Origin of the sequence: Delftia acidovorans NBRC 14950, from assembly GCF_001598795.1 — a bacterium.
Classification (GTDB): Bacteria; Pseudomonadota; Gammaproteobacteria; order Burkholderiales; family Burkholderiaceae_C; genus Comamonas; species Comamonas acidovorans.
Genome location: NZ_BCZP01000013.1, coordinates 60,384 through 85,692, shown reverse-complemented (window position 1 = coordinate 85,692; position 25,309 = coordinate 60,384). Strand labels below are relative to the sequence as shown.

19 protein-coding genes and 1 riboswitch are annotated in these 25,309 nt (G+C 64.7%); of the genes, 11 read left to right on the top strand and 8 right to left on the bottom strand.

Going from position 1 to position 25,309, the window contains the following annotated elements; all coding sequences use genetic code 11:
* Positions 1–16: 16 nt before the first annotated feature.
* The 8 genes from DA1_RS17860 to DA1_RS17830 form a co-directional block, all read right to left on the bottom strand.
* Complete coding sequence (locus tag DA1_RS17860) at positions 17–1,891, bottom strand: hypothetical protein (protein ID WP_034397336.1); 1,875 nt, start codon at positions 1,889–1,891, stop codon at positions 17–19.
* Between the two features lie 51 nt (positions 1,892–1,942).
* A complete protein-coding gene (locus tag DA1_RS17855) occupies positions 1,943–2,920 on the bottom strand; it encodes a glycosyltransferase (RefSeq protein WP_225614248.1) in 978 nt (325 codons plus the stop codon).
* A gap of 5 nt (positions 2,921–2,925) precedes the next feature.
* Complete coding sequence (locus tag DA1_RS17850; RefSeq protein ID WP_034397334.1) at positions 2,926–3,276, bottom strand: DMT family transporter; 351 nt, start codon at positions 3,274–3,276, stop codon at positions 2,926–2,928.
* A gap of 21 nt (positions 3,277–3,297) precedes the next feature.
* The gene (locus tag DA1_RS17845; RefSeq protein WP_155294330.1) at positions 3,298–5,295 is read right to left on the bottom strand and encodes a hypothetical protein; all 1,998 of its coding nucleotides are present in this window, start codon (positions 5,293–5,295) and stop codon (positions 3,298–3,300) included.
* A 125-nt stretch (positions 5,296–5,420) separates the two neighbouring features.
* Positions 5,421–6,764 carry a hypothetical protein gene (locus DA1_RS17840; protein WP_051941009.1) on the bottom strand — a complete coding sequence of 448 codons (1,344 nt, stop codon included), beginning with the start codon at positions 6,762–6,764 and terminating at the stop codon, positions 5,421–5,423.
* 44 nt (positions 6,765–6,808) lie between these two features.
* Complete coding sequence (locus DA1_RS29820; protein WP_080736973.1) at positions 6,809–7,837, bottom strand: acyltransferase family protein; 1,029 nt, start codon at positions 7,835–7,837, stop codon at positions 6,809–6,811.
* Between the two features lie 12 nt (positions 7,838–7,849).
* Positions 7,850–9,478, bottom strand: coding sequence for a peptide chain release factor 3 (locus DA1_RS17835; RefSeq protein ID WP_034397330.1), 1,629 nt, complete (start codon positions 9,476–9,478; stop codon positions 7,850–7,852).
* 146 nt (positions 9,479–9,624) lie between these two features.
* Entirely contained in the window at positions 9,625–11,022 is a 1,398-nt protein-coding gene (locus DA1_RS17830; RefSeq protein ID WP_230590947.1) for a hypothetical protein, read from the bottom strand.
* A gap of 207 nt (positions 11,023–11,229) precedes the next feature.
* Between DA1_RS17830 and kdpF the strand changes: the two genes are divergently transcribed.
* From kdpF to DA1_RS17775, 11 genes are all read left to right on the top strand, one after another.
* Positions 11,230–11,328, top strand: coding sequence for a K(+)-transporting ATPase subunit F (gene kdpF / locus DA1_RS17825; protein ID WP_034397326.1), 99 nt, complete (start codon positions 11,230–11,232; stop codon positions 11,326–11,328).
* Between the two features lie 114 nt (positions 11,329–11,442).
* Positions 11,443–13,149 carry a potassium-transporting ATPase subunit KdpA gene (gene kdpA, locus DA1_RS17820; RefSeq protein WP_034397325.1) on the top strand — a complete coding sequence of 569 codons (1,707 nt, stop codon included), beginning with the start codon at positions 11,443–11,445 and terminating at the stop codon, positions 13,147–13,149.
* Positions 13,150–13,227: 78 nt separating this feature from the next.
* Positions 13,228–13,962, top strand: coding sequence for a K(+)-transporting ATPase subunit C (gene kdpC / locus DA1_RS17815; RefSeq protein ID WP_034397324.1), 735 nt, complete (start codon positions 13,228–13,230; stop codon positions 13,960–13,962).
* 3 nt (positions 13,963–13,965) lie between these two features.
* Positions 13,966–16,050, top strand: a complete 2,085-nt coding sequence (kdpB, locus tag DA1_RS17810) for a potassium-transporting ATPase subunit KdpB (RefSeq protein ID WP_013800441.1) — start codon at positions 13,966–13,968, stop codon at positions 16,048–16,050.
* A gap of 83 nt (positions 16,051–16,133) precedes the next feature.
* Entirely contained in the window at positions 16,134–16,997 is an 864-nt protein-coding gene (locus DA1_RS17805) for a TorF family putative porin (RefSeq protein WP_013800442.1), read from the top strand.
* Positions 16,998–17,031: 34 nt separating this feature from the next.
* A complete protein-coding gene (locus DA1_RS17800; protein WP_034397323.1) occupies positions 17,032–19,737 on the top strand; it encodes a DUF4118 domain-containing protein in 2,706 nt (901 codons plus the stop codon).
* A gap of 26 nt (positions 19,738–19,763) precedes the next feature.
* Positions 19,764–20,507: a response regulator gene (locus tag DA1_RS17795; protein WP_034397322.1), complete on the top strand. Its 744-nt coding sequence runs from the start codon at positions 19,764–19,766 to the stop codon at positions 20,505–20,507.
* Positions 20,508–20,514: 7 nt separating this feature from the next.
* Positions 20,515–20,599: riboswitch (S-adenosyl-L-homocysteine riboswitch) on the top strand.
* A 70-nt stretch (positions 20,600–20,669) separates the two neighbouring features.
* Positions 20,670–22,100, top strand: coding sequence for an adenosylhomocysteinase (gene ahcY / locus DA1_RS17790; RefSeq protein ID WP_013800445.1), 1,431 nt, complete (start codon positions 20,670–20,672; stop codon positions 22,098–22,100).
* A 175-nt stretch (positions 22,101–22,275) separates the two neighbouring features.
* Positions 22,276–23,463: a TlyA family RNA methyltransferase gene (locus DA1_RS17785; RefSeq protein ID WP_034397321.1), complete on the top strand. Its 1,188-nt coding sequence runs from the start codon at positions 22,276–22,278 to the stop codon at positions 23,461–23,463.
* 22 nt (positions 23,464–23,485) lie between these two features.
* The gene (gene metF, locus DA1_RS17780) at positions 23,486–24,313 is read left to right on the top strand and encodes a methylenetetrahydrofolate reductase [NAD(P)H] (RefSeq protein WP_034397320.1); all 828 of its coding nucleotides are present in this window, start codon (positions 23,486–23,488) and stop codon (positions 24,311–24,313) included.
* A gap of 78 nt (positions 24,314–24,391) precedes the next feature.
* Positions 24,392–25,309 (top strand): septal ring lytic transglycosylase RlpA family protein, encoded by a 918-nt coding sequence (locus tag DA1_RS17775; RefSeq protein ID WP_034397319.1) that lies wholly within the window; start codon positions 24,392–24,394, stop codon positions 25,307–25,309.

Sequence of the window (25,309 nt, the reverse complement as noted above, 5' to 3'; positions counted from 1 at the left end):
GCGCAAGGGCTCCATCCTACTGCCTGGCGAATTCGACGATGGCCTTGTAGAACTTGTCGGAGCCGTCCTTGGGGTTGTCTGGGGACAGCTCCATGCGGTTGACGCCGTGTTCGGCTGCGCCCTTGAAGCGCTGGTTGATCACCGAGAAGTAGTAGGGGCTGATGAAGGTGGCGCCTGCGTCATAGTGGGCCTTCAGCGCGGCCAAGTGCGTTCCGTCAAGTTTCCATTGCTGCGGATTGAACTCGGGCGCGCCGTAGCCGCTGCCGATCTGGTGCTGCTTCATGAAACCGCGCAGCCAGTCGCTGTTGGTGGCGCCGCCATACATGTTCAGGCCCTGCTTCCAAGGTGCCTTTCCATCCAGGGTCTGGGTGGAGGCGAACAACTGCGGATTCCAGGAGGGATTCACATCGGGAATGATTTGGTGGGAGTAGAGCTTGGCTGCGGGCAGGCCGGCGGCAATGGCGCGTTCGTGGAACACCGCAAGCTGTGCATACACCTGCGATTCGCGGTAGTGGTTCCAGTCGCGGGCCAAGGGGTTGTAGTAGACGTCCTGCAGTTGCGCCGGCATGTCGAGCCACGACCGCACGCCCTGCTTTTCCAGTATGGACGTGGGCGGCATCCAGCCGAGCCGCCGGGGGTACATGTTGACGATCTTGCCCTGATTGCGCGGAACGACAACGAAGTTGGCATTGGCCAACTGGTATTTGCGGCCCTTGGACTCGGCCACGACCTGGACGATGTGCTGTCCGGCGGACAGGTTGCTGAAGTCGAGGTTGTAGCGGAACCCGGTGTTGGGGCTGGTTATGTTGTCCACGGCGCGGTAGACGTCCAGCCGGTTGAGGCCGCGGGCCATGGGCCCTACCAGCTTGCCGTCCAGATAGAGATCCAGGCGCTCGATTGCCTGCTTTGGGTCCCACAGCCAGCCGCCCACGGGTAGTGTGCCGTCGGCGAATGCGTCGTAGTGTTCACCGAAGCCGTTGAGCTTTTCCTTGCGTATGTCCTTGGATGGGGCAGGAATCGCATCGAACGATGCGTAGTCCAGCCCGGTCTGCGCCTTGAACTGCGCTATGCCTTTGTATTTGGTCTGCAGCCATTGGCGAAAGCCTGCTACCGAGCCTGGGCTGTAGTCGGTGACGCGGATGTCCTTATAGGCGCCCATGCCGTTCTCGAAGTCCGGGAACATGTGGTGCAGTTCACCGGGCAGGGTGTAGGCAATGATGCGGTCCTGTACGGGCTGGGGCAGCTCCCGGATCTTCCTGGCCATGTATTCGAGGGCCTTGAAGCGGTAGTGATTGACGGGAACCGAAGCATCCGTCGAGAGCGTGTAGGGCAGGATGCGGTAGCCGAAATAGCCCAGTTCCAGGGGCTTGCCGTCTTTCAGCTGCATCAGGTTAACGGGGTCCTTGGCCAGCTCGGCGGCAATGGGGCCGACCGAGTCGAAATGGTCTGCCGAGAAATACAGCACGACCGGACGCTGCACCTTGCGGATAACGTTCAGGAAGCTGTCCACCTTGGCTTCGTCGATTTCCCAGCCCTTGGCCGTGCGCTGGTACAGCCCCAGCAATTGCAGCGTGGCGGTGTAGCCGATCTGCACGTTGCCCTTGGGGCCGCCCGGCTCCAGCGTGTCCAGCAGGCGGTTGACGGCAGCGGAGCCGTCCAGCTTGCGCTGCTGGCAGAAGGCATAGGCCTCGTCCATGGACTTGATCCTGGTGTCTGCAACGGCTTCATCGCACAGGAGCATGCCTTCCACCGTGGGCGCGATGACCAGGGGCTGGCCGCGCGTGGCACCAGAACCTGTCTGTGCATGGGCTGCCATGGATGCCAGGGCAAGGCCTGCGGCGATCAGCGTGGATGCGTATGGAAGGTGGAAGGTGCTAGGCAGGTGGGGCATGGATGGGCTGGTGGACAGGACTGGATGTGGCAGGCCGCGAAGACGGCGCGGTCAGGCGACGGCTTCGTCTTCGAGGGACAGGCTGACCGGCTCGGTGGGCACGCTGCTCACGTCGTAGTGCAGAAAGGCGATCAGGCACTGGATGCCGATGATGATGGGCAGCGCCGCCAGCATGACGGTTCCGCTGGTGGCAGGATGGCTGGTGCTGTTGCTGACGATCCAGCGCCAGAGGCCGAAGAAGGTGCCCAGCAGCACAAGCATGACACCGCTCAGGCTGTAGAGCGTGCCCACGTTGAAGTCGCGCACCAGGTAGTTGTAGACATAGCGTCGCCACAGGCGCGAGGCGTGCTTGCGCAGGAATTCGGGCAGCACCTTGCCGATCTTGAGGTTGGACTCCTCATCGGCATAGACCGAATCCATGGGCACGTCCTTGACGACGGCGCGCACGGTGTTCAGGCGGAACAGCATGTCGGTCTCGAAGAAGTAGCGATTTTCCAGCTTGTCCAGCGGCAGCTCGGCCAGCACGCAGGTGCGTACGGCCGTATAGCCATTGGTCGGGTCCATCACGTTCCAGTAGCCGCAGCTGAGCTTGGTCATGAAGGACAGCACGGCATTGCCGAACAGGCGTACCGGAGGCATGTCCTGTACCGACTCAGGCCGGTAGAAGCGGTTGCCCTTGGTGTAGTCGGCCTGGTGGCGCAGCAGGGGTCGCACGAACAGCGGCAGCAGCGAGGGGTCCATCTGGCCGTCGCCATCGATCTTCACCACGATGTCCATGCCGTCGGCAATCGCCGCCTTGTAGGCCGTGACGATGGCGCCGCCCACGCCCCGGTTCTCGGGGTTGTAGAGCACGCGCACGCGTGGGTCCGTGTTGTTCTCCTCGATGAAGCGTCCGCTGCCGGCAGGGCAGGCGTCGTCCACGGCATAGATGGCCTCGACTTCGGGGCCGATGGCGTTGATGACACCGAGCACATGCTGGGTGACCTTGTAGCAGGGGATGGCGACGGCGATGCGCATGGGAGTGGACATGGGTCTCAGGATGCGTGGGCGGTAATTGTGATTCCGGCAAGGATGAGGGCGCCGCCCACCAGCGTGGGAATGCGGATGGGTTCGTTCAGGAACAGCCACCCCAGGCAGGGAACGATCACGAAGGCCAGTCCCATGAAGGGGTAGGCCAGATGCAGCGGCGCGTGCCGCAGCACCCAGATCCATACCAGGGTGGTAATGCCGTAGAGGGCCAGAGCGGTAATGAGCCAGCCGTTGAAGACCCAGTGCTGCCAGGTGGCAGCCTCGGGTATGGACAGCGCGGCTTTCTTGAAAAGCATCTGTCCGAGCGAGATGCCCAGGACGCACAGGATGGTGATGCTGGTGAGAAACGGAGTCATGTCGTGGATTCGAAGGGGGCGTCAGCGAGGTTCGTTGCGGTAATAGGGGTCGATGGGCACGCCGTGCTGAACCAGGGCCCGTGCCGCCTCGGGAAGCGTGGACCTTAGCAGTTCCGCGCCAGACCAGGTGATTACGGTGTCCTTGGGGCAGTGGAAGGTAATGATCAGCTTGCCTGGTCCTGCCGGGCGAAGATGGTCGTTTCCGTGGAGGGCGTAGGTGTGGGCTTTCCCATCGGGGCGCAGCCGCAGGGCGGTATCGGGCTCATACCAGTCGTTCGACTGATAGGCGTTGGAGACCTGTACGACGGCTTTGCGGCAGGTGCGGGCTTCTTCTCCCTGCAGCTCAATGGCGAAGCGCGCTCGCCAGATGGCATCCATGGTGCGATGCGGGGAAAGGATGCCGGGCTCCTTGATTTCCAGCGGTATGACCAGGGAGGCCGGGCTGGTGGTCAGCTTCCACCGGCCCTCGCCGAGGTCCGTGGCATCCTGGGACTGAAGGGCGCCCATGGCGGTGCGGTCCAGTGCCATCTCCACAGGGCCGGGCCGATACGGGTCCATGCCCCAGGTTTCGTGACGGGCCGCGTAGCGTGCGAGCGCAGGCGGCAGCAGTGCGAGCACCAGCACGATGGCCACCTTGCGCGGCAGCCATTGCGCCAGCTGGCGCAGACCCCTGGCCGCAGAGCCGGAGGATGTGGCCAGCGCGGCAGGTTTTTGCAGGAGGATGGCGCATGCCACACCGCACAGCAGCATCAGCCAGGGCTCCAGGAAAAACAGGTTGTAGCGCGTGTTGTAGAGCACAGGCGCCAGTTGCGCCGCCATGGCCAGCACCAGCACGAGCAGTGTCAGCAGGATGGTGAGCCGTTCCGGCTCACGACCTGAAGGGCCGGGCAGCCGCAGGCGTTCGCCCTTGGGGCGTCGCCGCGCCTGGAGGGCAAGCGAGATGGCGGCAAAGCCGATGGCAAGCCACTCGAAGACCCGCAAAGCGCGCAGTTTGCGCAGGAACTGAAGTTCGGGCGTGCTGTAGATCAGCCAAGCCTTGATTTTGTGGGCGAAGAACACGGCGTTGTCCGCCAGCGAGGTGCTCTTTATGATTCCCAGGCCCACACGTGCATTGATGCTGTCCGACTCGTAGGCAAGCGGGTTGACTGTGGTCATGTTGGAGGCCACCTGCGGGACAAGTGAGGCGTCATAGCCAAAGCCCGAGTAGATGGGTTCCAGTCCCATCTTGGAGGGGCTCACGCCATAGAGCAGCCCTGAACCAGCTCCTGTGCCCAGCCCCCAGACGCCAAAGCACGTTCCGTTCTTGATGATGACGGCAGCGGGCAGCAGGATTGCGGCCAGCAGGGCCACGCAGAGGCGGCGATCAATGACGCGTGACAGACAACGCAGGGTGTTGCCGAGCGCCGGGCCACGCCATGTGGCGTATGCGGTCAGCACCAGTGCAGCGATCAGGGCTGCCAGTGTGAAGATCTGCAGAACAGGGCGTGACAGCAGGGTGATGGTGAGGCCGAGGGCGAACAGGCCCAGCAGCAGGCGAGGCCGCCGCCCTCCCAGCGCGTATTCAATGCCAGCCGTCATGCACAGCATCAGGCCGAAGAGGTAGATCGTTTCGGTCAGCACCTGCGGGATGAAGGACGTCAGCGAGGGGTAACCCACAAGCAGGCTGGTCGCTACCACCCCGGCCCACAGTCCCCCCAGCCGCGAGGCGCAACGCCACATCATCAGCACGCAGGCAAGAAAGAGTACGCAATTGGCCAGTTCTACGCGCGCGTGGTCGGCGCCCCATACAGCGGCCCAGACGTAGCCCAGTGGGGCAACGTAGTAGCTGGAGGGGTCCGTGGTCAGGAAATTCCAAGGCTGCTCAAGCAACTTTCGCGCATTCGGGAGGTAAGTCCAGTACGCATCGCCGTTGAGTTGGTCACCTGGTAAAGGGAAGAAGCGGATGAGACGCTTGGTCGCCGCCACCAGAATGAAAGCCAGCCACAGAGCTGAAAAATAGAATCCGAATTTGCGCTGCATAACTATGAGGACGATATTTCAGGCTTTGTCTTTTGATTTTTTTGCGTGGCACTGGTGGCGGACAAGAGAAGATTCATCGTTTTATTCGATGATGCATGCATCCTTTGCCGCGGATATTATTTTTACTATGTTCCTATATGTTCCCGAGGATGGTTGGAATTGCCTGGTATCTTCGGTGATCGTTGAGAAAAAATGGGTAGGAGTACGAGGGGCGCCGTAAAAAATGAAAGGAGATATCTGTATTCTCCAGCGATGGAGAAAAAGAACACGGCTGCCAATTGGAGTATGAAGATGCTGCACACGATGAGGCTGCCGCGATCACGGTACCGCCATGCCTTCGCGGTGGTTGCAATGATCAGGAATATTCCCAGCCATGGAGCCCAGAATATGGCCCTGTATTCCAGGGCAAAATTGTACCAAGGCATGAGAACTCGGTGTGGAAGAAGTTCACGGAACAATACGGATGATTCTGTTTTTGTTTGGGACAGAATATATTGCCCTGCCTCAGGGGGTGGAAGGCCTCCATTGGCCAATGATGCGTAGAGAAAAATATTAACTCTACTTGCCATGAAAGCAGGAAAGTTGTGCCAAAGGTTGTACTTGAAGAACTCTTTGACAATTGTCTTCTTTGCTTGCTTGGGGAGGTGCAGAAGTGCCGGGCCGGCGTCACTGAAAATGAGAGGATCCCAGTAATAGTGATCGTGAAATTTTATGATGTGATCCAGAGATTTACCTGTGGATGTAAGTGCCTCGACCGACTTCGTAGATATGCGGGGTTTGTTGTATTCCCACAATCCCATGGGGCGATGCTCCATGAATCCCACTGTTTCATAAAGAGCGAGCGGGAAGATACTGCCGATCGGTGTGTGGTATTTGTATTGAGAATTGGCAAATATCGCTATGGCACACCAGGGCAATGTGACAGCCAGCAGCCTCCACCGATGAAGCCGAGGCAAGGCGAAAAATAGTGCGACCAAGGCAATTGCGTTGATGAATCCGTTGGGGCGGGCGAACAATGCAAAGGGAATGGTAAAAGCCAACATCCAGCAAGCGATGGCATCAATGCGCCTGGCGCGGTGGCAAAGCCATATCTCGAACAGCATGCCCATCATGGCCATGGCATAGATTCCATCCGAATAAAGCGCGATAGAGTAATAAAGGACGCTGGGGGCCAGTGCAACAAAGAAGAGGCAATACCAGAAGCTCTTGTAGAGGCGTTCACCCAGCATCCAGCTGAGTATGCGGGCGCTCACAATCGTGCTGACGCAGATTTGTATGAGTATGGGGACCTCCACCAGTCTCCAAGGGCCATACAGCAAGAGATTGTAGAGGTACCAGAATGCAGGTTTGCCAGCCTGTGCAACCCGGTCAGTTTCCACCTCGAGCATGATTGCGAGACTGTCTTGACCCAGAACGCCTGGCCAGAACGCCAGCAGCCACAATATATAGATGGTGCTGAGAAAGGCCAATAGAAATATGAATCTTCGTTGTGGACTTGCGAGCATGTTTGGGCCTATGGTTTGCGAGGCTTGATCTTCAGCGCTCTCTTTTCTATGCAATGCCACGAAGCATATGCCAGAGCGGTGGTGATAGCGACGGAAAATACAAGAACCCCGGCCGAACCGATGGTAGGCCAGAAAAAATGAATAATGGTCTGCTGAGTGGGGAAGGCAATCAGATACAGCCCGTAGGATGGATCACCCCATCGACCGAATTGTCGCAATATGGGGGTTGATTTTATTCCAATATATATCAGAATATAAGGGAGTGCTATCATCAGTGAAAGATAGCGCAGTCCAAAAAACCAGGCGCACAATCCTGCTGCCGTCAATACGGCAAGCCAAAGCAGTGACCGTTTGCTCCAGTACGGCTGAAGCACAGCGATTGCAGAGCCCAGGATAAAATAAACCATCATTTCGCGCTTCAATTTCCAGTCAGCGTGAAAATCCGGTCCGTATTTGATTTGATACCATATGGCTGTCACCAGTACCATCAGGAGCCAGACGGTACGAATGCGCAAGGCGCCCATCAATCCAGCGCACGCCAGGATCACATAGCATTGCACCTCATAGGGAATCGTCCATATTGATCCATTGGCCGCTCCTTTGAGCGGATTGTTTTCGAAAAGTCCTGGAAGTCCAGCTTTGCCATGCATCCATATATTGGACAAATAGCCGGACGTTGCACTGTCGCGCAAATAGTCCTCAGGGGGAAGGGTTGTCAGCCAGACGCCCAGCCCGTAAGCGGTCAGAACGACAACGGCAATAAGCGCTGGCCAGATGCGCAGGGCACGCCTCAGGGCAAAGCGTATGAGATGCGGATCATTGTTCCAGCTGCAGGTCACCAGATAGCCGCTGACCACGAAAAACACAAGCACTGCAAAGCCGCCCAGCGAATGTATGCCCAGTACCAATGGTTCGAATTGGCCTATGAGGGCATGGTGGTGGCTGACGAGAACCGCGAGGGCCGCCACAATTCGAATGGCATCGAAATTGTTGGTGTGGGAAACCGGGCGGGGAAGGCTGCGGGTGCTTGAGTTCATGCCTGTCGATGGTCAGTTTCCGGATTGCAACGCCAACCCCGCATGCTCGCGCAGCGGATGGAAATGGATCTTCGGAAACCGCTCCTGCGCCAATCGCACGTCATAGGGTGACGTGCACAGATAGGCCAGCGTATCGGCCGCATCGCGCGCCATGCGCAGCGGGTAGGCGTTCTCGAATTCGCGCAGTTCGGCCGGGGTGTCGGCCGTGATCCAGCGGGCGCCGGTGTACTGGCAGCCTTCCAGGCGGATGTCGCAGTCGTATTCGGCGTTCAGGCGGTGCTGGACGACTTCGAATTGCAGCTGGCCCACGGCGCCCAGCAGCATGTTGCCGCCAGCCTCGGGCTTGAAAACCTGGATGGCGCCTTCCTCGCCCAGCTGCATCAGGCCCTGCTGCAGCTGCTTGGTGCGCAGCGGGTTCTTGAGCACCACGGTCATGAACATTTCCGGGGCGAAGAAGGGCAGGCCCGTGAATTGCAGGTTGGTGCCGTCAGTGATGGTGTCGCCCAGCTGAACGCCGCCATGCGTGGTGAAGCCGATGATGTCGCCCGCATAGGCTTCTTCCACGGCTTCGCGGCGCTGGCTCATGAAGGTTACGACGGAGGTGGGGCGCAGCTCCTTGGCGGTGCGCTGGACCTTCATCTTCATGCCGGGCGTGTACTTGCCCGAGGCCACGCGCACGAAGGCGATGCGGTCGCGGTGGTTGGCATCCATGTTGGCCTGGACCTTGAAGACCACGCCGGAGAAGCCTTCGTCCTCGGGCTGGATGATCTTTTCCACAGGCTGTTTGTTGACCAGCAGCGAGCTTTTGCGGGGGCCGGGCGGGGGCGACATGTCCACCACTGCATCCAGCACTTCCATGACACCGAAGTTGTTCACGCCGGAGCCGAAGAAGACCGGTGTGAGCTTGCCTGCCAGGAAGGCCTCGTGGTCCCAGGGGGCCGAGGCGCCCTGGGCCAGTTCCATGCTTTCCAGCGCATCGTCGAAGGACCGGCCGAAGCGCGCGCGCAGCTTGTCGGCCTCGGCCAGGGGGATGGCCTCGAAATCCTGCGGGCGGCGTTCGCTGCCGGGCTGGAACACCGTCATGGTCTGGGTGAGCAGGTTGATGATGCCGCCGAACTGCCGGCCCTGGCCCACAGGCCAGGTGACGGGGCAGCAGGGCATGCCCAGTTCGCGCTCGACTTCGTCGAGGATGTCCAGCGGATCGCGCACTTCGCGGTCCATCTTGTTGACGAAGGTGATGATGGGCGTGTCGCGCTGGCGGCAGACCTCGATCAGGCGGCGGGTCTGCGATTCCACGCCGTTGGCGGCGTCGATGACCATCAGCGCCGAGTCCACGGCCGTGAGCACGCGGTAGGTGTCTTCCGAGAAGTCCTTGTGGCCGGGCGTGTCGAGCAGGTTGACCACGTGGTCGCGGTAGCTCATCTGCATGACCGAGCTGGCCACCGAGATGCCGCGCTGCTTTTCGATTTCCATCCAGTCGGAGGTGGCATGGCGGCTGGCCTTGCGGCCCTTGACGGCGCCCGCGATCTGGATCGCGCCCGAGAACAGCAGCAGCTTTTCGGTCAGCGTGGTCTTGCCCGCGTCGGGGTGGGAAATGATGGCAAAAGTCCGGCGGCGCCGGGTTTCCAGGGCGTAAGTCAAGGGGGAATCCAGGAGATGGGCTGTCGAGAGCGCACGGGTGTCTGGCACCCGTGGCGAATCGGCGCATTTTACAGAGCGTGGGCAAAAGATGGCTTTTACACGATGTCCCTGATTGGCCCATGCATTGACCTGCCGCCTGGGGGCTGTTACGACCTGTTTTCGTGCGCTGACGAAATCATTATGGGAATGAGTACCAGCGGCATGGTGAAGAAAAGCAGTAAGTAACGATATTCGCCTGCCGAAGCGAATGCAGTGATACCTGCCAGTTGCAACGCCAGGGGAATTGTCACAAGCAGGGCTGGCAGGTCCTTGCCGCGGCAACTGCGCCACAGCATCAAGGCCAGCAGGCCCATGCCCAGCCAAGGTGTCCACAGCAGCCACCGCCAAGCGTAGCTATATCTGTGCACGGCGCGCAGTGCCTGTTCTGCCTGGTCCAGCCCGAACCGGCGCATCTGCGACTGTGTCTGGGTGCGCTTCAGGACGTATTGCGCATAGTCGAGCGCAGGAAATCCACCCTGCGCAAGCGCCGCAGCCAAAAAAACGTTCACACGGCTGGCCACAACGTCCGGCAGGTTGTGCCACAGGTTGTAGCGGAAGAATTCCTGCACCAGTTCCTTGCGCTGGTCCTCGGGCAGCCCGAAGAGCTGGGGGCCTGACGGATGGAACACCAGCATGTCCCAGTAGGCTGGGTCCGAGTAGGTGAGCATCAGCTCCCGGGGGCGGTAGCTGTCGAGGATTTCCAGGGTGCGCGCGGAAAGCTTGGGCTCCTGCAGTACCCAAGGGTCGTTCATGAGGGGCTGCTTTTGCCATAGATCGTTCATGGCCCTGGGCTGGAGCAGCTTGACGGTCTCGAAGAGGACCAGTGAATCCGTGGCGCTTTGCGCGGTCGATTTGTGCAATTGGGTTCCTGCAGAGACCGTGGCGCACCAGAACGCGATGATGGTCCCGAGATACCAGCGGCTGCGGCGGTCGGCGAGAAACAGGGCCAGCATGGCAGGTGCCAGGAAAACGATCCCGTTGGCGCGCACGAACACGGCGAAGGGCAAGGCAAGGGCAATCACGGCCAGGGATGCCCGACTGTGCTGGCGCTGGCTGCACAGCAGCCAGAGCTCGAACAGCAGCGCGCAAGAAGCCACGGCGAAGATGGCGTCCGGGTACAGCGTGCCTGTGAAATAGAACATGTGCGGCGCCGCGCAGATGAAGAGCAGCAGAAAGACGCACAGCGCGCGGTGCCGCGAGGTCCAGTACCAGGCCAGCATGCGGGCGAAGAACATGGCGCACAGCAATATCAACGCGATGATGGGTACTTCCACCAAGTGGGTGGCGCCGTAGGTGAGGCGGATGAAGTAGTACCACAGCACCCCCTTGCCGGAGCGGAATTTGTCCGGGTTGTCCACTTCCATGAGGACGGCCGCACTGTCCTCGCCCAGCACGCCGGGCCAGAAGATCAGCAGCCATCCCAGGTACAGGAGGCTGAGCAAACCCCAGAAACGAAGGAAAGTCCTGCCATCGGTTGCCTGGCCTGTCGTGGAAGTGTTTTTCACTGGGAGTGCAGGGGTCATAAGGGTGGGATGGCAGAGCGTGAAGGGCGGGGTTCTGAACCATTCGATAAGAGGCATCGGTGGACATCTTGATGCCGTCTTGATACGGCATGCCGCAATCTCAATCCGCTTTTGACAGCCCCGGCCCTAGAGTTTTCCCCATCGCAACAACAGGTGCCGCCAAGCGGTGCCGATGCGGGAGAAATTCCTATGACCCTGACCGAAATCACCGGATGGCTGGGCGCCTTGGGCGCTCTGGCTCTGTTTGTCTACCTCGGATACGCATTGCTGCGGCCCGAGCAGTTCTGAGGTGGCGCAGATGCAAGACCTGATCTTTATCGCCCTGAGCCTGGGCTGCTTCGGGGGCCTGCTGGCCTTCGTGGCGGCGCTGGGCCGGATTTGACTGCCTGAAAGGAGACCGCCATGTGGTTGACCTGGATGGAATATGCACTGGTGCTGCTGGTGATGACGGCGCTGGCCGTGCCCATGGGGCAGTGGCTGGCACGCTGCTTCACGAGTGAGCACCATGCCTGGATCGAGCGGCTGAGCTTTCGCGCCCTGGGCGTGAACCCCGCCGAGCGCATGGGCTGGCAGCGCTACGGGCTGGCGCTGCTGCTGTCCAACGGCGCCATGCTGCTGCTGGGCTATGCGCTGCTGCGCGCGCAGGGCTGGCTGCCGCTGAATGCACTGGGCAATGCGGCGCAGACGCCGGATCTGGCCTTCAACACGGCCGCGTCCTTTGTGACCAATACCAACTGGCAGGCGTATTCGGGCGAGAGCAGCCTGTCCAACGCCACGCAGATGGTGGCCATTACCTTCATGATGTTTGCGGGTGCTATCACGGGTGTGGTCGCGGCTGCGGGCTTCATTCGAGGCCTGGCGCGCTCCAGTGCATCGGACCTGGGCAACTACTGGGTGGACTATGTGCGCGTGCTGTGGCGCGTGATGCTGCCGCTGAGCTTTGTGGTGGCCCTGGTCTATGTGTGGCAGGGCGTGCCGCAGGCGCTGGATGGCCAGGTCTGGGCGACGACGCTGGAGGGCGCGCGCCAGCAGATTCTGCTGGGCCCCGTGGCCAGCCTGGAGAGCATCAAGCACATCGGCACCAACGGTGGCGGCTTCTTCGGCATGAACGCGGCCCATCCGTTCGAGAACCCCACGCCGCTGACCAATGCCATCCACATCCTGGGCATGCTGCTGATTCCCTCGGCCATGACCTATGCCTTCGGCTCCATGCTGCTGCGCCGCCGCCAGGGCTGGGTGCTGTTCGGCGCCTGCCTGGTGATGTTCGTGGGCTTTCTGGCGCTGGTGTTCACGGCCGAGCAGGCAGGCAATCCGCTGCTCACGGCCGCAGGTGCCGACCAGCAGATCAGTGCCACCCAGCCGGGCGGCAACATGGAGGGCAAGGAGCTGCGCTTCGGCATCGCCGATACGGCGCTGTTCGTGGCCACGACCACGGCCGCGACCACGGGATCGGTCAATGCCATGCATGACTCGCTGACGCCGCTGGGCGGGCTGGTGCCGCTGGCACAGATGATGCTCAACTGCGTGTTCGGCGGTGATGGCGTGGGCCTGATCAACCTGCTGCAGTACGCCATCCTCACGGTCTTCCTGGCCGGCATGATGATTGGCCGCACGCCCGAGTTCCTGGGCAAGAAGATCGAGGCGCGCGAGATCAAGCTGGTGATGCTGGCCGTGATGGCGCACCCCATCTCCGTCCTGGGCTTCACGGCGCTGGCGGCGGTCTGGCCCGACACACTGGCCAGCCTGGCCAACCGGGGGCCGCATGGCTTCTCGGAAGTGCTCTATGCCTATGCCTCGGGCACGGCCAACAACGGCTCGGCCTTTGCGGGCCTGAATGCGAACACGCCGTTCTTCAACACCACCATCGGCCTGGCCATGCTGGCGGGCCGCTATCTGACGCTGCTGCCCATGCTGGCCCTGGCCGGCAGCCTGGCGGCCAAGCCCACCGTGCCTGCGGGGCCGGGCACCTTCCCGACGGCCACGCCGCTGTTCATGGGGCTGCTGGTCTTCGTGGTGGTCGTGGTCGGCGGGCTGACCTTCCTGCCTTCGCTGGCCCTGGGGCCCGTGGTCGAGCAGCTGCAGATGCTGTCAGGACAGGTCTACCCCTGAATCCCTGAGCCACCTGAGCCCGTTTTTTTCTTGGCCGCCGGTTCTGCCTTGGCAGGGCCGTGCGGCGGAGGTTTCGAGATGCAAGTTCAAACACATACTTCCGGCTCCTTGCCGGTGCTGCGCGCTGATGCGCAGGCACAAACGCAGGCCGTTCCTGGTGGTCTGCGCTCGCTGTTCGGCCCCAGCCTGCGGTCGGCGCTGTTCGTCGCCGTGGTCACGGGCCTGGCCTATCCGCTGGTCACCACGCTCGTGGCCCAGGCTGCGTTTCCCAAGACCGCCAATGGCAGCCTGGTCATGCGCCAGGGCTCGGTCGTGGGCTCGGCCCTGATCGGGCAGGAGTTCGCCTCGCCGCGCTATTTCCAGGGCCGGCCCAGCGCCACCTCGGCGCCTGATCCCGACAAGGCCGATGCCACGGTGGCCGCGCCCTACAACGCTGCGCTGTCGGCTGCCACCAACCAGGGTCCGACCCATGCGGCGCTCAAGGAGTCCGTGGCGGCGCGCGTGGCGGCCTACCGCGAACTCAATGGCCTGGCTGCAGATGCTGCGGTGCCTGTGGATGCCGTGACGGCCTCGGCCTCCGGCCTGGACCCGCACATCTCGGTGGCCAATGCCGAGCTGCAACTGCCGCGCGTGGCCCGCGAGCGCCAACTGCCCGTGGCCAAGGTCCAGGAACTGCTGCGCCAGCAGGTGGAGCCGCGCGTGCTGGGCCTGCTGGGCGAGCCGCGCGTGAACGTGCTGCAGCTGAATCTGGCGCTGGACGATCTCTCGGCCGCGACGCTGCAGCCTGCGGCAGCCCATGCCGCCAAGGAGTAAGCCATGTCGCGCAAAACTGCTTTGTCCCTGTTCGATCCTTCGCTGGTGCGCCAGGCGCTGGGTGACTCCATCCGCAAGCTCGCTCCCAGCGCGCAATGGCGCAACCCGGTGATGTTCGTGGTCTATCTGGGCGCCATCTTCACCAGCCTGCTCTGGGCTCAGGCCCTGGCGGGCGAAGGCGAAGCGCCTGCGGGCTTCATCCTGGCGATTGCGCTGTGGCTGTGGTTCACCGTGCTGTTCGCCAATTTTGCGGAGGCGCTGGCCGAGGGGCGCAGCCGTGCCCAGGCCGCCAGCCTGCGCAGCATGAAGCGCAGCACCGTCGCCAAGAAGCTGGAGCAGGCCAACTACCAGAGCCGCTGGCATCCCGTGGGTGCCGAAGAACTGCGTTCGGGCATGTGGGTGCTGGTTGAGGCCGGCGACACCGTGCCGCTGGATGGCACAGTGATCGAGGGCGTGGCCTCGGTGGACGAGAGCGCCATCACCGGCGAATCGGCCCCCGTGATCCGCGAGGCCGGTGGTGACTTCTCTTCCGTCACGGGCGGCACGCGCGTGCTGTCGGACTGGCTGGTGGTGCAGATCACCGTCAATCCCGGCGAGTCCTTCCTGGACCGCATGATCTCCATGGTGGAGTCGGCCCGCCGCCACAAGACGCCCAACGAGCTGGCGCTGACCATTTTGCTGGTCGGGCTGACGCTGCTGTTCCTGCTGGTCATCGTTACGCTGCGGCCCTATTCGTCCTTTGCGGTGGAGCTGACGGGCAGCGGCCAGGTCGTGGGACTGACGGTGCTGGTGGCGCTGCTGGTGTGCCTGATCCCGACCACCATCGGGGGCCTGCTGTCGGCCATTGGCGTGGCGGGCATGAGTCGCATGATGCAGGCCAACGTGATCGCCACCTCGGGCCGCGCCGTGGAGGCGGCCGGCGACGTGGACGTGCTGCTGCTGGACAAGACCGGCACCATCACGCTGGGCAACCGCCAGGCCAGCGAGTTCCTGCCCGCGCCCGGCGTGACGGCCGCGCAGCTGGTGGATGCGGCGCAGCTGGCCTCGCTGGCCGACGAGACGCCTGAAGGCCGCAGCGTGGTCGTGCTGGCCAAGGAGATGCATGGCCTGCGCGAGCGCGACCTGGCCACGCTGCATGCGGTCTTCGTGCCCTTCACGGCCCAGACGCGCATGAGCGGCGTGGACATGCCCCAGCCGGACGGCGCCACGCGCAGCCTGCGCAAGGGCGCGGCCGACGCCGTGCGCCGCCACGTTGAATCCCTGGGCGGCCAGTTCCCGCCCGCCATGCTCAAGGTGGTGGAGGATGTGTCACGGCGCGGCAGCACGCCGCTGGTCGTGGCCGACGGTGCCCGCGTGCTGGGCGTGATCGAGCTCAAGGACGTGGTCAAGCACGGCATACGCGAACGCTTTGCCGAGCTGCGCCGCATGGGCATCAAGACCGTGATGATCACGGGCGACAACCCGCTCACGGCGGCGGCCATTGCGGCCGAGGCCGGCGTGGACGACTACCTGGCCGAAGCCACGCCCGAGGACAAGCTGCGCCTGATCCGCGAACACCAGGCCGCCGGCCGGCTTGTGGCCATGACCGGCGACGGCACCAACGACGCACCTGCCCTGGCCCAGGCCGACGTGGCCGTGGCCATGAACAGCGGCACCCAGGCGGCCAAGGAAGCCGGCAACATGGTGGACCTGGACAGCAACCCGACCAAGCTCATCGAGGTCGTGGAGACCGGCAAGCAGATGCTGATGACGCGCGGCGCGCTGACCACCTTCAGCGTGGCCAACGACGTGGCCAAGTACTTCGCCATCATCCCGGCCGCCTTCGTGGGCACGTATCCGCAGCTGTCGGCGCTCAACGTCATGGGGCTGGCCAGCCCGGGCTCGGCCATCCTGAGTGCCGTGATCTTCAACGCGCTGATCATCATCGTGCTGATCCCGCTGGCCCTGCGCGGCGTGCCCTACCGTGCCATCGGTGCCTCGGCCCTGTTGCGGCGCAACCTGCTGATCTACGGCCTGGGCGGCCTGGTCGTTCCCTTCATCGGCATCAAGCTGATCGACATGCTGCTGGTGGCTCTGAACCTGGCGTGACCCTGTGCGGCCCGCCTGCCCGGCCGGGCAGGCCCCGCTTTGCTCTTCTCTTCAAGAAAACCAAGATGAAATCCGTTTCTTCCATGACGGCCGCTTGTGCCGTCCCCCATTTCTCCCTGGCCGCACTGCTGTCGCTGGCGGCCGCATCCTGCCATGCGCAGGCCGAGACCTCCCCCGTCAGCGCTGCCAGCGCCGCTGCCCAGGAATCGCCCGCACCCGCCTACGCCCTCACCGGCAGCGTGACGCTGCTCAGCGACTACCGTTTCCGGGGCATCTCGCAAAGCTGGATGGGGCCGGCGCTGCAGGGCGGGCTGGAGCTGTCGCTGCCGCGCGGCGCCTACCTGGGCGTGTCCGGCTCCAGCGTGTCGCGCCACAGCTATCTGGATGGCCGCGCGCTGGAGCTGGACCTGTACGGCGGCTGGCGTACCGAGCTGCTGCCGGGCTGGACGGGCGACATCGGCCTGCTGCACTACAACTACCCCGGCGCGCGCGTGCCCCGCGGGGATGGCAGCGGCGGCGTGCGCTACGACACCACCGAGGCCTATCTGGGCGTCACCAACGGCGGCTTCAGCGCCAAATGGTCGCTGGCGCTGACGCCTTACTTCGGGCTGCGCGACAGCACGGCGGCCACGGCCTTTGCCGAGGCGCTTCCCGGCAGCGGCAGCTCACGCGGCAGCAGCTATCTGGACCTGAACTACCAGCATCCGCTGGGCGACTGGGCGGTGCTGGGCCTGCATGCCGGCCACACGCAGGTTCGCAACTACAGCGAACTGTCGTATGCCGACTGGCGCGTCTCGCTGGCCCGCAGCTGGGGACCGTGGACGGCCACGCTGGCCTGGGCCGGCACCTCGGCCGACACGCGCTACTACCGCGCGGCCAACGCGGCGGGCCAGATGCAAAGCCTGGGCCGCAGCGGCTGGGTGCTGTCGCTGTCGGCGGCGTTCTAGTGTGGGAGCACGCTCTGGTGCTAGGCTGAGAACCATGCCCATTTCGTCCTCTGCCGAGCCGGCGCCGCCCGGTCTGCCGCGCCCCGATCCCGACGCCCTGGTCGCGCGCCTGCGCCATGAGCGGGCGCAGGAGGGACGGGGCAAGCTGCGCATCTACTTCGGATCGAATGCAGGCGTGGGCAAGACCTACGCCATGCTGGCCGCCGCCCAGCGCGAACGCCAGGGGGGCCGCGAGGTTCTGGTGGGACTCGTGGAAACCCATGGCCGCAAGGAAACGGCGCAGCAACTGCATGGCCTGGAGCAACTGCCGCTGCGCGAGCTGCCGCATCAGGGGCGGACGCTGCGCGAGTTCGACCTGGATGCGGCGCTCGCGCGGCGGCCGCGCGTGCTGCTGCTCGATGAACTGGCGCACAGCAATGCGCCGGGTTCGCGCCATCCCAAGCGCTGGCAGGACGTGCAGGAGCTGCTGGACGCAGGCATCGATGTCTGGACCACGATCAACGTGCAGCACCTGGAAAGCCTGAACGACGTGGTGGGCGGCATCGTGGGCATCACGGTGCGCGAGACCGTGCCCGACCAGATCTTCGACGATGCCGACGAGGTCATCGTCGTCGACATCTCGCCCGACGAGCTGCTGCGCCGCTTGAAGGACGGCAAGGTCTACATGCTGGAGCAGGCCGAGCGGGCCTCGCGCAACTTCTTTCGCCGCGGCAACCTGCTGGCGCTGCGCGAGCTGGCGCTGCGCCGCACGGCCGATCGCGTGGACGAGGACATGCGCGACTACCGGCGCGAACGCTCCATAGGCACGGTCTGGCCTGCGCGTGAGCGCCTGCTGGTGGCCGTGGCAGGACACGCGGGCGACGACGCCCTGGTGCGCCAGGTCGCGCGCATGGCGCGCCGGCTCGATGCGGACTGGATGGTGGTCTACGTGGACGCGCCCCAGCGCCAGCACCGCCCACGCAGCGTGCAGGCCGCCGTGCTCAAGACCCTGGCCCTGGCCGCGCGCCTGGGGGCCGAGACGGCTACGCTGCCGGGCGCCGATGTGGCCGAGGCCCTGGTTGCCTTCGCGCGCGAGCGCAACGCCAGCCGCCTGGTGCTGGCCCAACCGCCGCGCCCGGCATGGTCGCCCTGGCGCTGGTGGGGCCGCAGCCTGCCCGACCGCATCGTCCAACTGCATCCCGACATCGACGTGCTGGTGCTCTCCGGGGGATCCAGCGCGGCCCGGACAGAGGCCGCGCCTGCAGCACCGCTGCGGCGCAGGCCGCTGCCCTGGAAGGGCTATGCCGGCGTGACCCTGGCCTGCTTGACCGCCACGGTGCTGGCCGAGCAGCTGCTGCGCATCTTCGACCCGGCCAACGTGGTGATGCTGTTTCTGCTCATCGTCGTGCTGTCTTCGTTGCGCTGGGGGCGTGGCCCGGGCGCCTGGGCGGCGCTGCTGTCGGTACTGTGCTTCGACTTTTTCTTCGTGCCCCCGCGCGGATCCTTCCATGTCAACGACACGCAGTACCTGTTCACCTTCGTGCTGATGCTGGGCGTGGCCCTGGTCTGCGGCCAGCTCATGGCGCGGCTGCGCCACGAGGCGCGCGTGGCGGCCGAGCGCGAGCGGCGCGCGGGCGCCCTGGCGCGGCTGGCGCGCGACCTTTCGGGCGCGCTCACGCAGGAGCAGGTGGTGGAGATTGCGCTGAGCACGGTCTCGGGCGTGTTCGACGCCCAGGCCGGGCTGCTGCTGCCCGATGCCGACGAGCGCCTGCGCCCCGCCGGCGGCGGCTCCTGCCCCATGGACGACAGCATTGCGCGCTGGGCCATGGACCATGGCCAGCAGGCCGGCCAGGGCACGGACACGCTGCCGGCCGCACCGGCCCGCTATGTGCCGCTGGCCGCACCCGTGCGCATGCGCGGCGTGCTGGTGCTGCAACTGCGTGCGCCGCAGCGCCTGGAGGTGCCCGAGGAGCAGCGCCTGCTGGAGGCCTGTGCCAGCCAGGTGGCGCTGGCGCTGGAGCGCCAGCACTTCGTGGCCGTGGCCCAGCAGACCCAGATCGCCATGGAGGGCGAGCGCATGCGCAACACCCTGCTGTCGGCCGTCTCGCACGACCTGCGCACCCCGCTGACCACCATCCTGGGCGCGGCCGAGGCCGCGCAGCGCCATGTACCGCCGGGCGGCGCGGCCGACATGCTGGAGCAGGTCCGCATACAGGCGCAGGCCATGCAGCGCCTGGTGGAGAACCTGCTGGACATGGCGCGCCTGCAGCAAGGCGGCGTGCACCTGCAGCGCGAATGGCTTCCGCTGGACGAAGTGGTGGGCAGCGCGCTGCGCCAGATGCGCGCGCGCCTGGGCCAGCATCCCGTCAGCACCGATGTGCCCGCCAGCCTGCCGCTGCTGCAGCTCGATGCCCTGCTCATGGAGCGCGTGCTGGTCAACCTGCTGGACAACGCCGCCAAGTACACGCCGGCCGGCACGCCGCTGGCCATCAGTGCGCGTGTGCAGGATGGCGAACTGCTGCTGTCCGTGCGCGATGGCGGGCCGGGCCTGCCATCCCACCTGCCGGTGGAGACGCTGTTCGAGCCCTTCACGCGCGGCACGGCCGAGTCCACCGTCTCGGGCATCGGCCTGGGCCTGGCGCTGGTGCGCAGCATTGTCGAGGCACATGGCGGGCGCATCGAGGCTGCCGCCGCGCGGCCCGGCCCAGGCACCATCTTCACGCTGCGCTTTCCCGTGCCCGAGCAGCCTGCGCTGGATTAGAGTCCCGCCATGCACGAAAGCCCCCCATGAGCACGCCCGCCAACCGCATCCTGATGATCGAGGACGACCCCGGCATCCGCCGCTTCGTGCGCCTGGTGCTGGAAGACGAAGGCTGGCAGGTCTTCGAGGCCGACAGCGCGCGCCGCGGCCTGATCGAGGCCGCCAGCCGCCAGCCCGACCTGGTCATCCTCGACCTGGGCCTGCCGGACGCCGATGGCAAGCAGGTCCTGACCGAGCTGCGCGGGTGGTCCTCCGTGCCCGTGCTCGTGCTCTCTGCGCGCGAGCGTGAGGACGAGAAGGTGGCCGCATTGGATGCCGGCGCCGACGACTACCTGGTCAAGCCCTTCGGCGTGCCCGAGCTGCTGGCCCGACTGCGCGTTATGCTGCGCCGCCGCCAGCAGCTGGGCGCTGCCGGTGGGGCGGGCGGCACCGCCGCGTCCAGCAAGGTGCACTTCGGCCCGGTGCAAGTGGACCTGGCCACGCATGAGGTGCGGCGCGCCGGGCAGCCGGTGCACCTCACGCCCATCGAATTCCGCCTGCTGGCGGCCCTGATCGCCGCCCAGGGCCGTGTGATGACCCACCGCCAGCTGCTGCTGCAGGTCTGGGGCCCCGAGTACCTGAGCCGCGCCCACTACCTGCGCGTGCACATGGCCAATCTGCGCCAGAAGATCGAGGACGAGCCGGCCCAGCCGCGCCACCTGGTGACCGAGCTGCAGGTGGGCTACCGGCTTGTGGGGCTGGGCGGTGAGGCATCCCCGGGATCGGTATAATCAGCGCCTCTCCGAGGAGCGTTGCAGCGGCCCCCACACATCAGGCGTGGTCGCGAGGCTCGGAGTCATACCTGCAACGACGCTCGCCCACGCTTTCTGTGCGGTGAGCTTTTTTTCGTCTCCCGCAGAACGTGGTTTTTCATTCATCTTTTGGAGAAAACCATGAACGCTGCTGTTCGTCCCGTTTCCGCCGACACGGCCATCGCTGACATTTCCCTCGCTGCCTGGGGCCGCAAGGAAATCCTGATCGCTGAAACCGAAATGCCCGGCCTGATGGCCACGCGCGAGGAATTCGCCGCTGCCCAGCCCCTCAAGGGCGCGCGCATCACCGGCTCGCTGCACATGACCATCCAGACGGCCGTGCTGATCGAGACGCTCAAGGCCCTGGGCGCCGAAGTGCGCTGGGCGTCGTGCAACATCTTCTCGACGCAGGACCACGCTGCTGCTGCCATCGCGGAAACCGGCACGCCCGTGTTCGCCATCAAGGGCGAATCGCTGGCCGACTACTGGGACTACACCCACCGCATCTTTGAATTCGGCGCCGCCGGCACCGAAGGCGAAGGCCCGAACATGATCCTGGACGACGGCGGCGACGCCACCATGCTGCTGCACCTGGGCATGCGCGCCGAAAAGGACCTGTCCGTGCTGGACAACCCCGCCTCCGAAGAAGAGAAGATCGCCTTCGCCGCCATCCGCGCCAAGCTGGCCCAGGACCCCACCTGGTACACGCGCAAGAGCGCCCACATCATCGGCGTGACCGAAGAGACCACGACCGGCGTGCACCGCCTCAACGAGATGTCGGCCAAGGGCACGCTGAAGTTCCGTGCCATCAACGTCAACGACTCCGTCACCAAGAGCAAGTTCGACAACCTCTACGGCTGCCGCGAATCGCTGGTGGACGGCATCAAGCGCGCCACCGACGTGATGATCGCCGGCAAGGTTGCCGTGGTGGCCGGCTACGGCGACGTGGGCAAGGGCTGCGCCCAGGCGCTGCGCGCGCTGTCGGCCCAGGTCTGGGTCACCGAGATCGATCCCATCAACGCCCTGCAGGCGGCCATGGAAGGCTACAAGGTCGTGACCATGGAGTGGGCAGCCGACAAGGCCGACATCTTCGTGACCACCACCGGCAACCGCGACATCATCCGCCACGAGCACATGGTGGCCATGAAGAACGAAGCCATCGTCTGCAACATCGGCCACTTCGACAACGAGATCGACGTCGCCTCCATCGAGCAGTACCAGTGGGAAGAAATCAAGCCCCAGGTGGACCACATCACCTTCCCTGACGGCAAGAAGATCATCCTGCTGGCCAAGGGCCGCCTGGTGAACCTGGGTTGCGCCACCGGCCACCCCAGCTTCGTGATGAGCGCCTCGTTCGCCAACCAGACCATCGCCCAGATCGAGCTGTTCACCAAGCCCGATGCCTACGAGGTCGGCAAGGTCTACGTGCTGCCCAAGATCCTGGACGAGAAGGTTGCCCGCCTGCACCTGAAGAAGGTCGGCGCCATGCTGACCGAGCTGACGGACGGCCAGGCTGCCTATATCGGTGTGAGCAAGCAGGGTCCCTACAAGCCCGAAACCTACCGCTACTAAGCACCCCCTGAGCGGCTTGCGCCGCTTCCCCCTCTCTACTTGCTTCGCAAGGGAGGGGGACGACACCCTCGCGGCGGGGCGGCCCTTGCTCGGTGTCCCTGAGTTGGGCCCTGCCAGTTGTGGGGTGCGGCGCCGCTTGGCGTCATTGGTTTAGAGATTTCCTGGGAACGACGCTATGCGCGCAGATGTATTTTTGGTGGAAGCCGGCCATGCGGCCACGCGCTCGCAGGCGCAGCGGCTGATTGCGGGTGGCGTGCAATGGCGCATGACGCCGCTGACGCCTTGGAAGAAGGTTGCCAAGAACGGCGACGAGATTCCTGCGGGTGCCGAGCTGCAGTTGCTGGACGGGGCCGAGGCCCGGTTCATCTCGCGCGGCGGGCTGAAGCTGGAAGGCGCGCTGGCGGCCACCAAGCTGTCGGTGGACGGCTTGCGCTGCCTGGACGTGGGCCAGAGCACGGGCGGTTTCACCGACTGCCTGCTGCAGGCGGGCGCCGCCCAGGTCATCGGCGTGGATGTGGGCCATGGCCAGTTGCATGACCGGCTGCGCTCGGATGTGCGTGTGATCTGCGTCGAGGGCGTCAACGCCCGCGCGGTGACGGCCGAGGGCCTGCAGGAGTCCTGCGAGGAAGTGCTGTCCGAACGCTGGGAAGAAGATCCCGACGACAACGACACTCAGCCCGTGGCGCCCTATGCCTGGATGCGCAACGGCGGTCTGGTCGATGAAGACTACGACGACAGCGACGACGCCAAGGAAAAAGAGATCGAGGCCTTCAAGGCCGAGCGCGCGGCCAAGGGCAAGGCCCGGGAAGAAGGCACGGTGGCCACGCAGCGCCGCCGCCGCGCCGAGTTTGCCGACGTGGACATCACGCCGCAGTTCGACTTCGTCACGGGCGATCTGTCCTTCATCTCTCTGACCCTGGTGCTGCCGGCCGTCACGCGCCTGCTCAAGCCGCACGGCCAGCTGCTGATGCTGGTCAAGCCGCAGTTCGAACTGCAGCCGGGCCAGGTCGGCAAGGGCGGCATCGTGCGCGACGCAGCCTTGTTCACCGAGGTGGAGCAGCGCATCCGCACCTGCCTGGGCGAGCTGGGCCTGGAGGTCAAGGGCTGGATGGAGTCGGCTATCGAAGGCGGTGACGGCAACCGCGAATTCTTCGTGCATGCCCAGCAGGCGGCCGTGGTGAAGGAGCCTGCACAGCCTGAAACGCAGGACGACGACGAGCCCCGTTCGGCCGTGAAAACCGCGCCTAAGCGCGTGTCCCGCACCGTGCTGCGCGAGCAGCGCAACGAGCGTGTGATCGACACCAGCACCGAGTTCGGCGTGCCCGGACCGGGGCGCGCCAAGCTGCGCAAACGCAACGAATGAAACACTGAGCAGTGAGTCTTACATGAGCTTTCCGATCAGCTTCGAATTCTTCCCGACCAAGACGCCCGAAGGCGCGGCCAAGCATGTGCAGGTGCGCAAGAACCTCTATGCGCGCAAGCCCCAGTTCTGCTCCGTCACCTATGGCGCGGGCGGCTCCACGCAGGCCGGCACCTTCAACATGGTGCGTGACATCCAGAGCGAAGGCGTCAGCGCGGCATCGCATTTCTCCTGCGTGGGCGCCACGCACGACAAGGTGCGTGCCGAGCTGCAGGAGCTCAAGGCCATGGGCGTGCGCCGCATCGTTGCGCTGCGCGGCGACCTGCCCAGCGGCTATGGCCTGGGAGGGGAATTCCAGTACGCCAGCGACCTCGTGGAATTCATACGCCGCGAGTTCGGCGACTGGTTTCACATCGAGGTGGCAGCCTATCCCGAGGTCCACCCGCAGGCGAAATCCCCACATTCCGATCTGGAAGCGTTTGCGGCTAAAGTGCGCGCTGGCGCGGATTCCGCGATCACCCAATATTTCTACAATGCCGACGCCTACTGCCGTTTCGTTGATGCGGCGCGCGGCATGGGGCTTGATGCACCGGTTGTTCCCGGCATCATGCCCATCACCAGCTCTACGCAGCTGATGCGCTTCTCGGACGCCTGCGGCGCCGAGATCCCGCGCTGGATCCGCCTGCGTCTGCAGGCTTACGGAGATGACACGGCGTCCATTCGCGCCTTCGGCCTCGATGTCGTGTCCCGTCTATGCGAGCAGTTGCGCAGCCAGGGCGCTCCCGGGCTGCACTTCTATACGATGAACCAGAGCGTCGCCACGCTGGAAATCTGCGATCGATTGGGCCTTTGAGCGCGCAGCCACTGCGCCGGCCCCAGGCGGCCCTCTAGAACTTGGGAACGGTCAGGCGTTCCCTGGAGGTTTTTGCCCATGGATCGTAATTTTCGACGCCTGCATTGGCGCTGGCTGGCCATGTGTGCCATCACCGCCACCCTGGCTGGCTGCGCACCGGCTCCCGTGGCCGAAACCGATGCCGAGTCCGGCGCCCTGATGGCCGGTTCTGCTGGTTCGGCAGGTGCCGAGGCCATGGCTGAAGGCCAGACGCCTGCGGCCGTTCCCTCAGCAGGCAAGCGCAGCAGCCGCGCCTCGCGGGCCACGCCGCCTGCCAGCAGGTCCGCGGATGCCAGGCCCTCCGAACCGGCTTCGCCGGAAGAGAGCGCCGACGCTCCCTCCAATCCCGATTTCGCCCTCGTTCCCTCGCGCGACAGCGACCAGCAAGGCCTGGCTTCCTGGTATGGCCCGGGCCTGCATGGCCGGCTGACGGCCAGCGGCGAACGTTTCGACAAGGAAGAACTGACGGCTGCCCACCGCAGCTTCGCCTTCGGCAGCCGTGTCTGCGTGCGCAGCGCCGCGACAGGCAGGACGGTGGTGGTGCGCATCAATGACCGGGGGCCGTTTGCGCCCGGCCGCGTGATCGACCTGAGCCAGGCCGCTGCGCAGGAGCTGGGCATGGTCGGCCTGGGAATCAAGCCCGTGGAGCTGTGGCAGCTCGACGAAGGCGAGGAAGAATGCCCCGAAACCCTGGTCACGGCCAGGAAGGCAGAGTCCCTCAAGAAGACTCAGCAGGCCAAGGCACAGACACAAACACAAACGCAGGCGCGGACCCAGGTTCAGGCAAAGGCCCCGGTCCGGCCGCGTGTGCAGGCCAAGGCGCCCGCACCCAGGCCCAATGCACGCACGGCCGTGGCCAGCCGGGCCGCCCCTGCCGCCAAGCCGGTGGCGAAGGCCGCTGCGCCCGCCGCAGCCTCGGCCACGGCAGTGGCCTCTGCGGCGTCGAGCTCGCGCTGA

What these genes read in the sequence shown, in the direction of transcription:
- DA1_RS17860 (WP_034397336.1), bottom strand. Translation starts at nt 1,891, where the DNA reads ATGCCCCACCTGCCTAGCACCTTCCACCTTCCATACGCATCCACGCTG.
- DA1_RS17855 (WP_225614248.1), bottom strand. Translation starts at nt 2,920, where the DNA reads ATGTCCACTCCCATGCGCATCGCCGTCGCCATCCCCTGCTACAAGGTC.
- DA1_RS17850 (WP_034397334.1), bottom strand. Translation starts at nt 3,276, where the DNA reads ATGACTCCGTTTCTCACCAGCATCACCATCCTGTGCGTCCTGGGCATC.
- DA1_RS17845 (WP_155294330.1), bottom strand. Translation starts at nt 5,295, where the DNA reads ATGCAGCGCAAATTCGGATTCTATTTTTCAGCTCTGTGGCTGGCTTTC.
- DA1_RS29820 (WP_080736973.1), bottom strand. Translation starts at nt 7,837, where the DNA reads ATGAACTCAAGCACCCGCAGCCTTCCCCGCCCGGTTTCCCACACCAAC.
- kdpF (WP_034397326.1), top strand. Translation starts at nt 11,230, where the DNA reads ATGACCCTGACCGAAATCACCGGATGGCTGGGCGCCTTGGGCGCTCTG.
- kdpA (WP_034397325.1), top strand. Translation starts at nt 11,443, where the DNA reads ATGTGGTTGACCTGGATGGAATATGCACTGGTGCTGCTGGTGATGACG.
- kdpC (WP_034397324.1), top strand. Translation starts at nt 13,228, where the DNA reads ATGCAAGTTCAAACACATACTTCCGGCTCCTTGCCGGTGCTGCGCGCT.
- kdpB (WP_013800441.1), top strand. Translation starts at nt 13,966, where the DNA reads ATGTCGCGCAAAACTGCTTTGTCCCTGTTCGATCCTTCGCTGGTGCGC.
- DA1_RS17805 (WP_013800442.1), top strand. Translation starts at nt 16,134, where the DNA reads ATGACGGCCGCTTGTGCCGTCCCCCATTTCTCCCTGGCCGCACTGCTG.
- DA1_RS17800 (WP_034397323.1), top strand. Translation starts at nt 17,032, where the DNA reads ATGCCCATTTCGTCCTCTGCCGAGCCGGCGCCGCCCGGTCTGCCGCGC.
- DA1_RS17795 (WP_034397322.1), top strand. Translation starts at nt 19,764, where the DNA reads ATGAGCACGCCCGCCAACCGCATCCTGATGATCGAGGACGACCCCGGC.
- ahcY (WP_013800445.1), top strand. Translation starts at nt 20,670, where the DNA reads ATGAACGCTGCTGTTCGTCCCGTTTCCGCCGACACGGCCATCGCTGAC.
- DA1_RS17785 (WP_034397321.1), top strand. Translation starts at nt 22,276, where the DNA reads ATGCGCGCAGATGTATTTTTGGTGGAAGCCGGCCATGCGGCCACGCGC.
- metF (WP_034397320.1), top strand. Translation starts at nt 23,486, where the DNA reads ATGAGCTTTCCGATCAGCTTCGAATTCTTCCCGACCAAGACGCCCGAA.
- DA1_RS17775 (WP_034397319.1), top strand. Translation starts at nt 24,392, where the DNA reads ATGGATCGTAATTTTCGACGCCTGCATTGGCGCTGGCTGGCCATGTGT.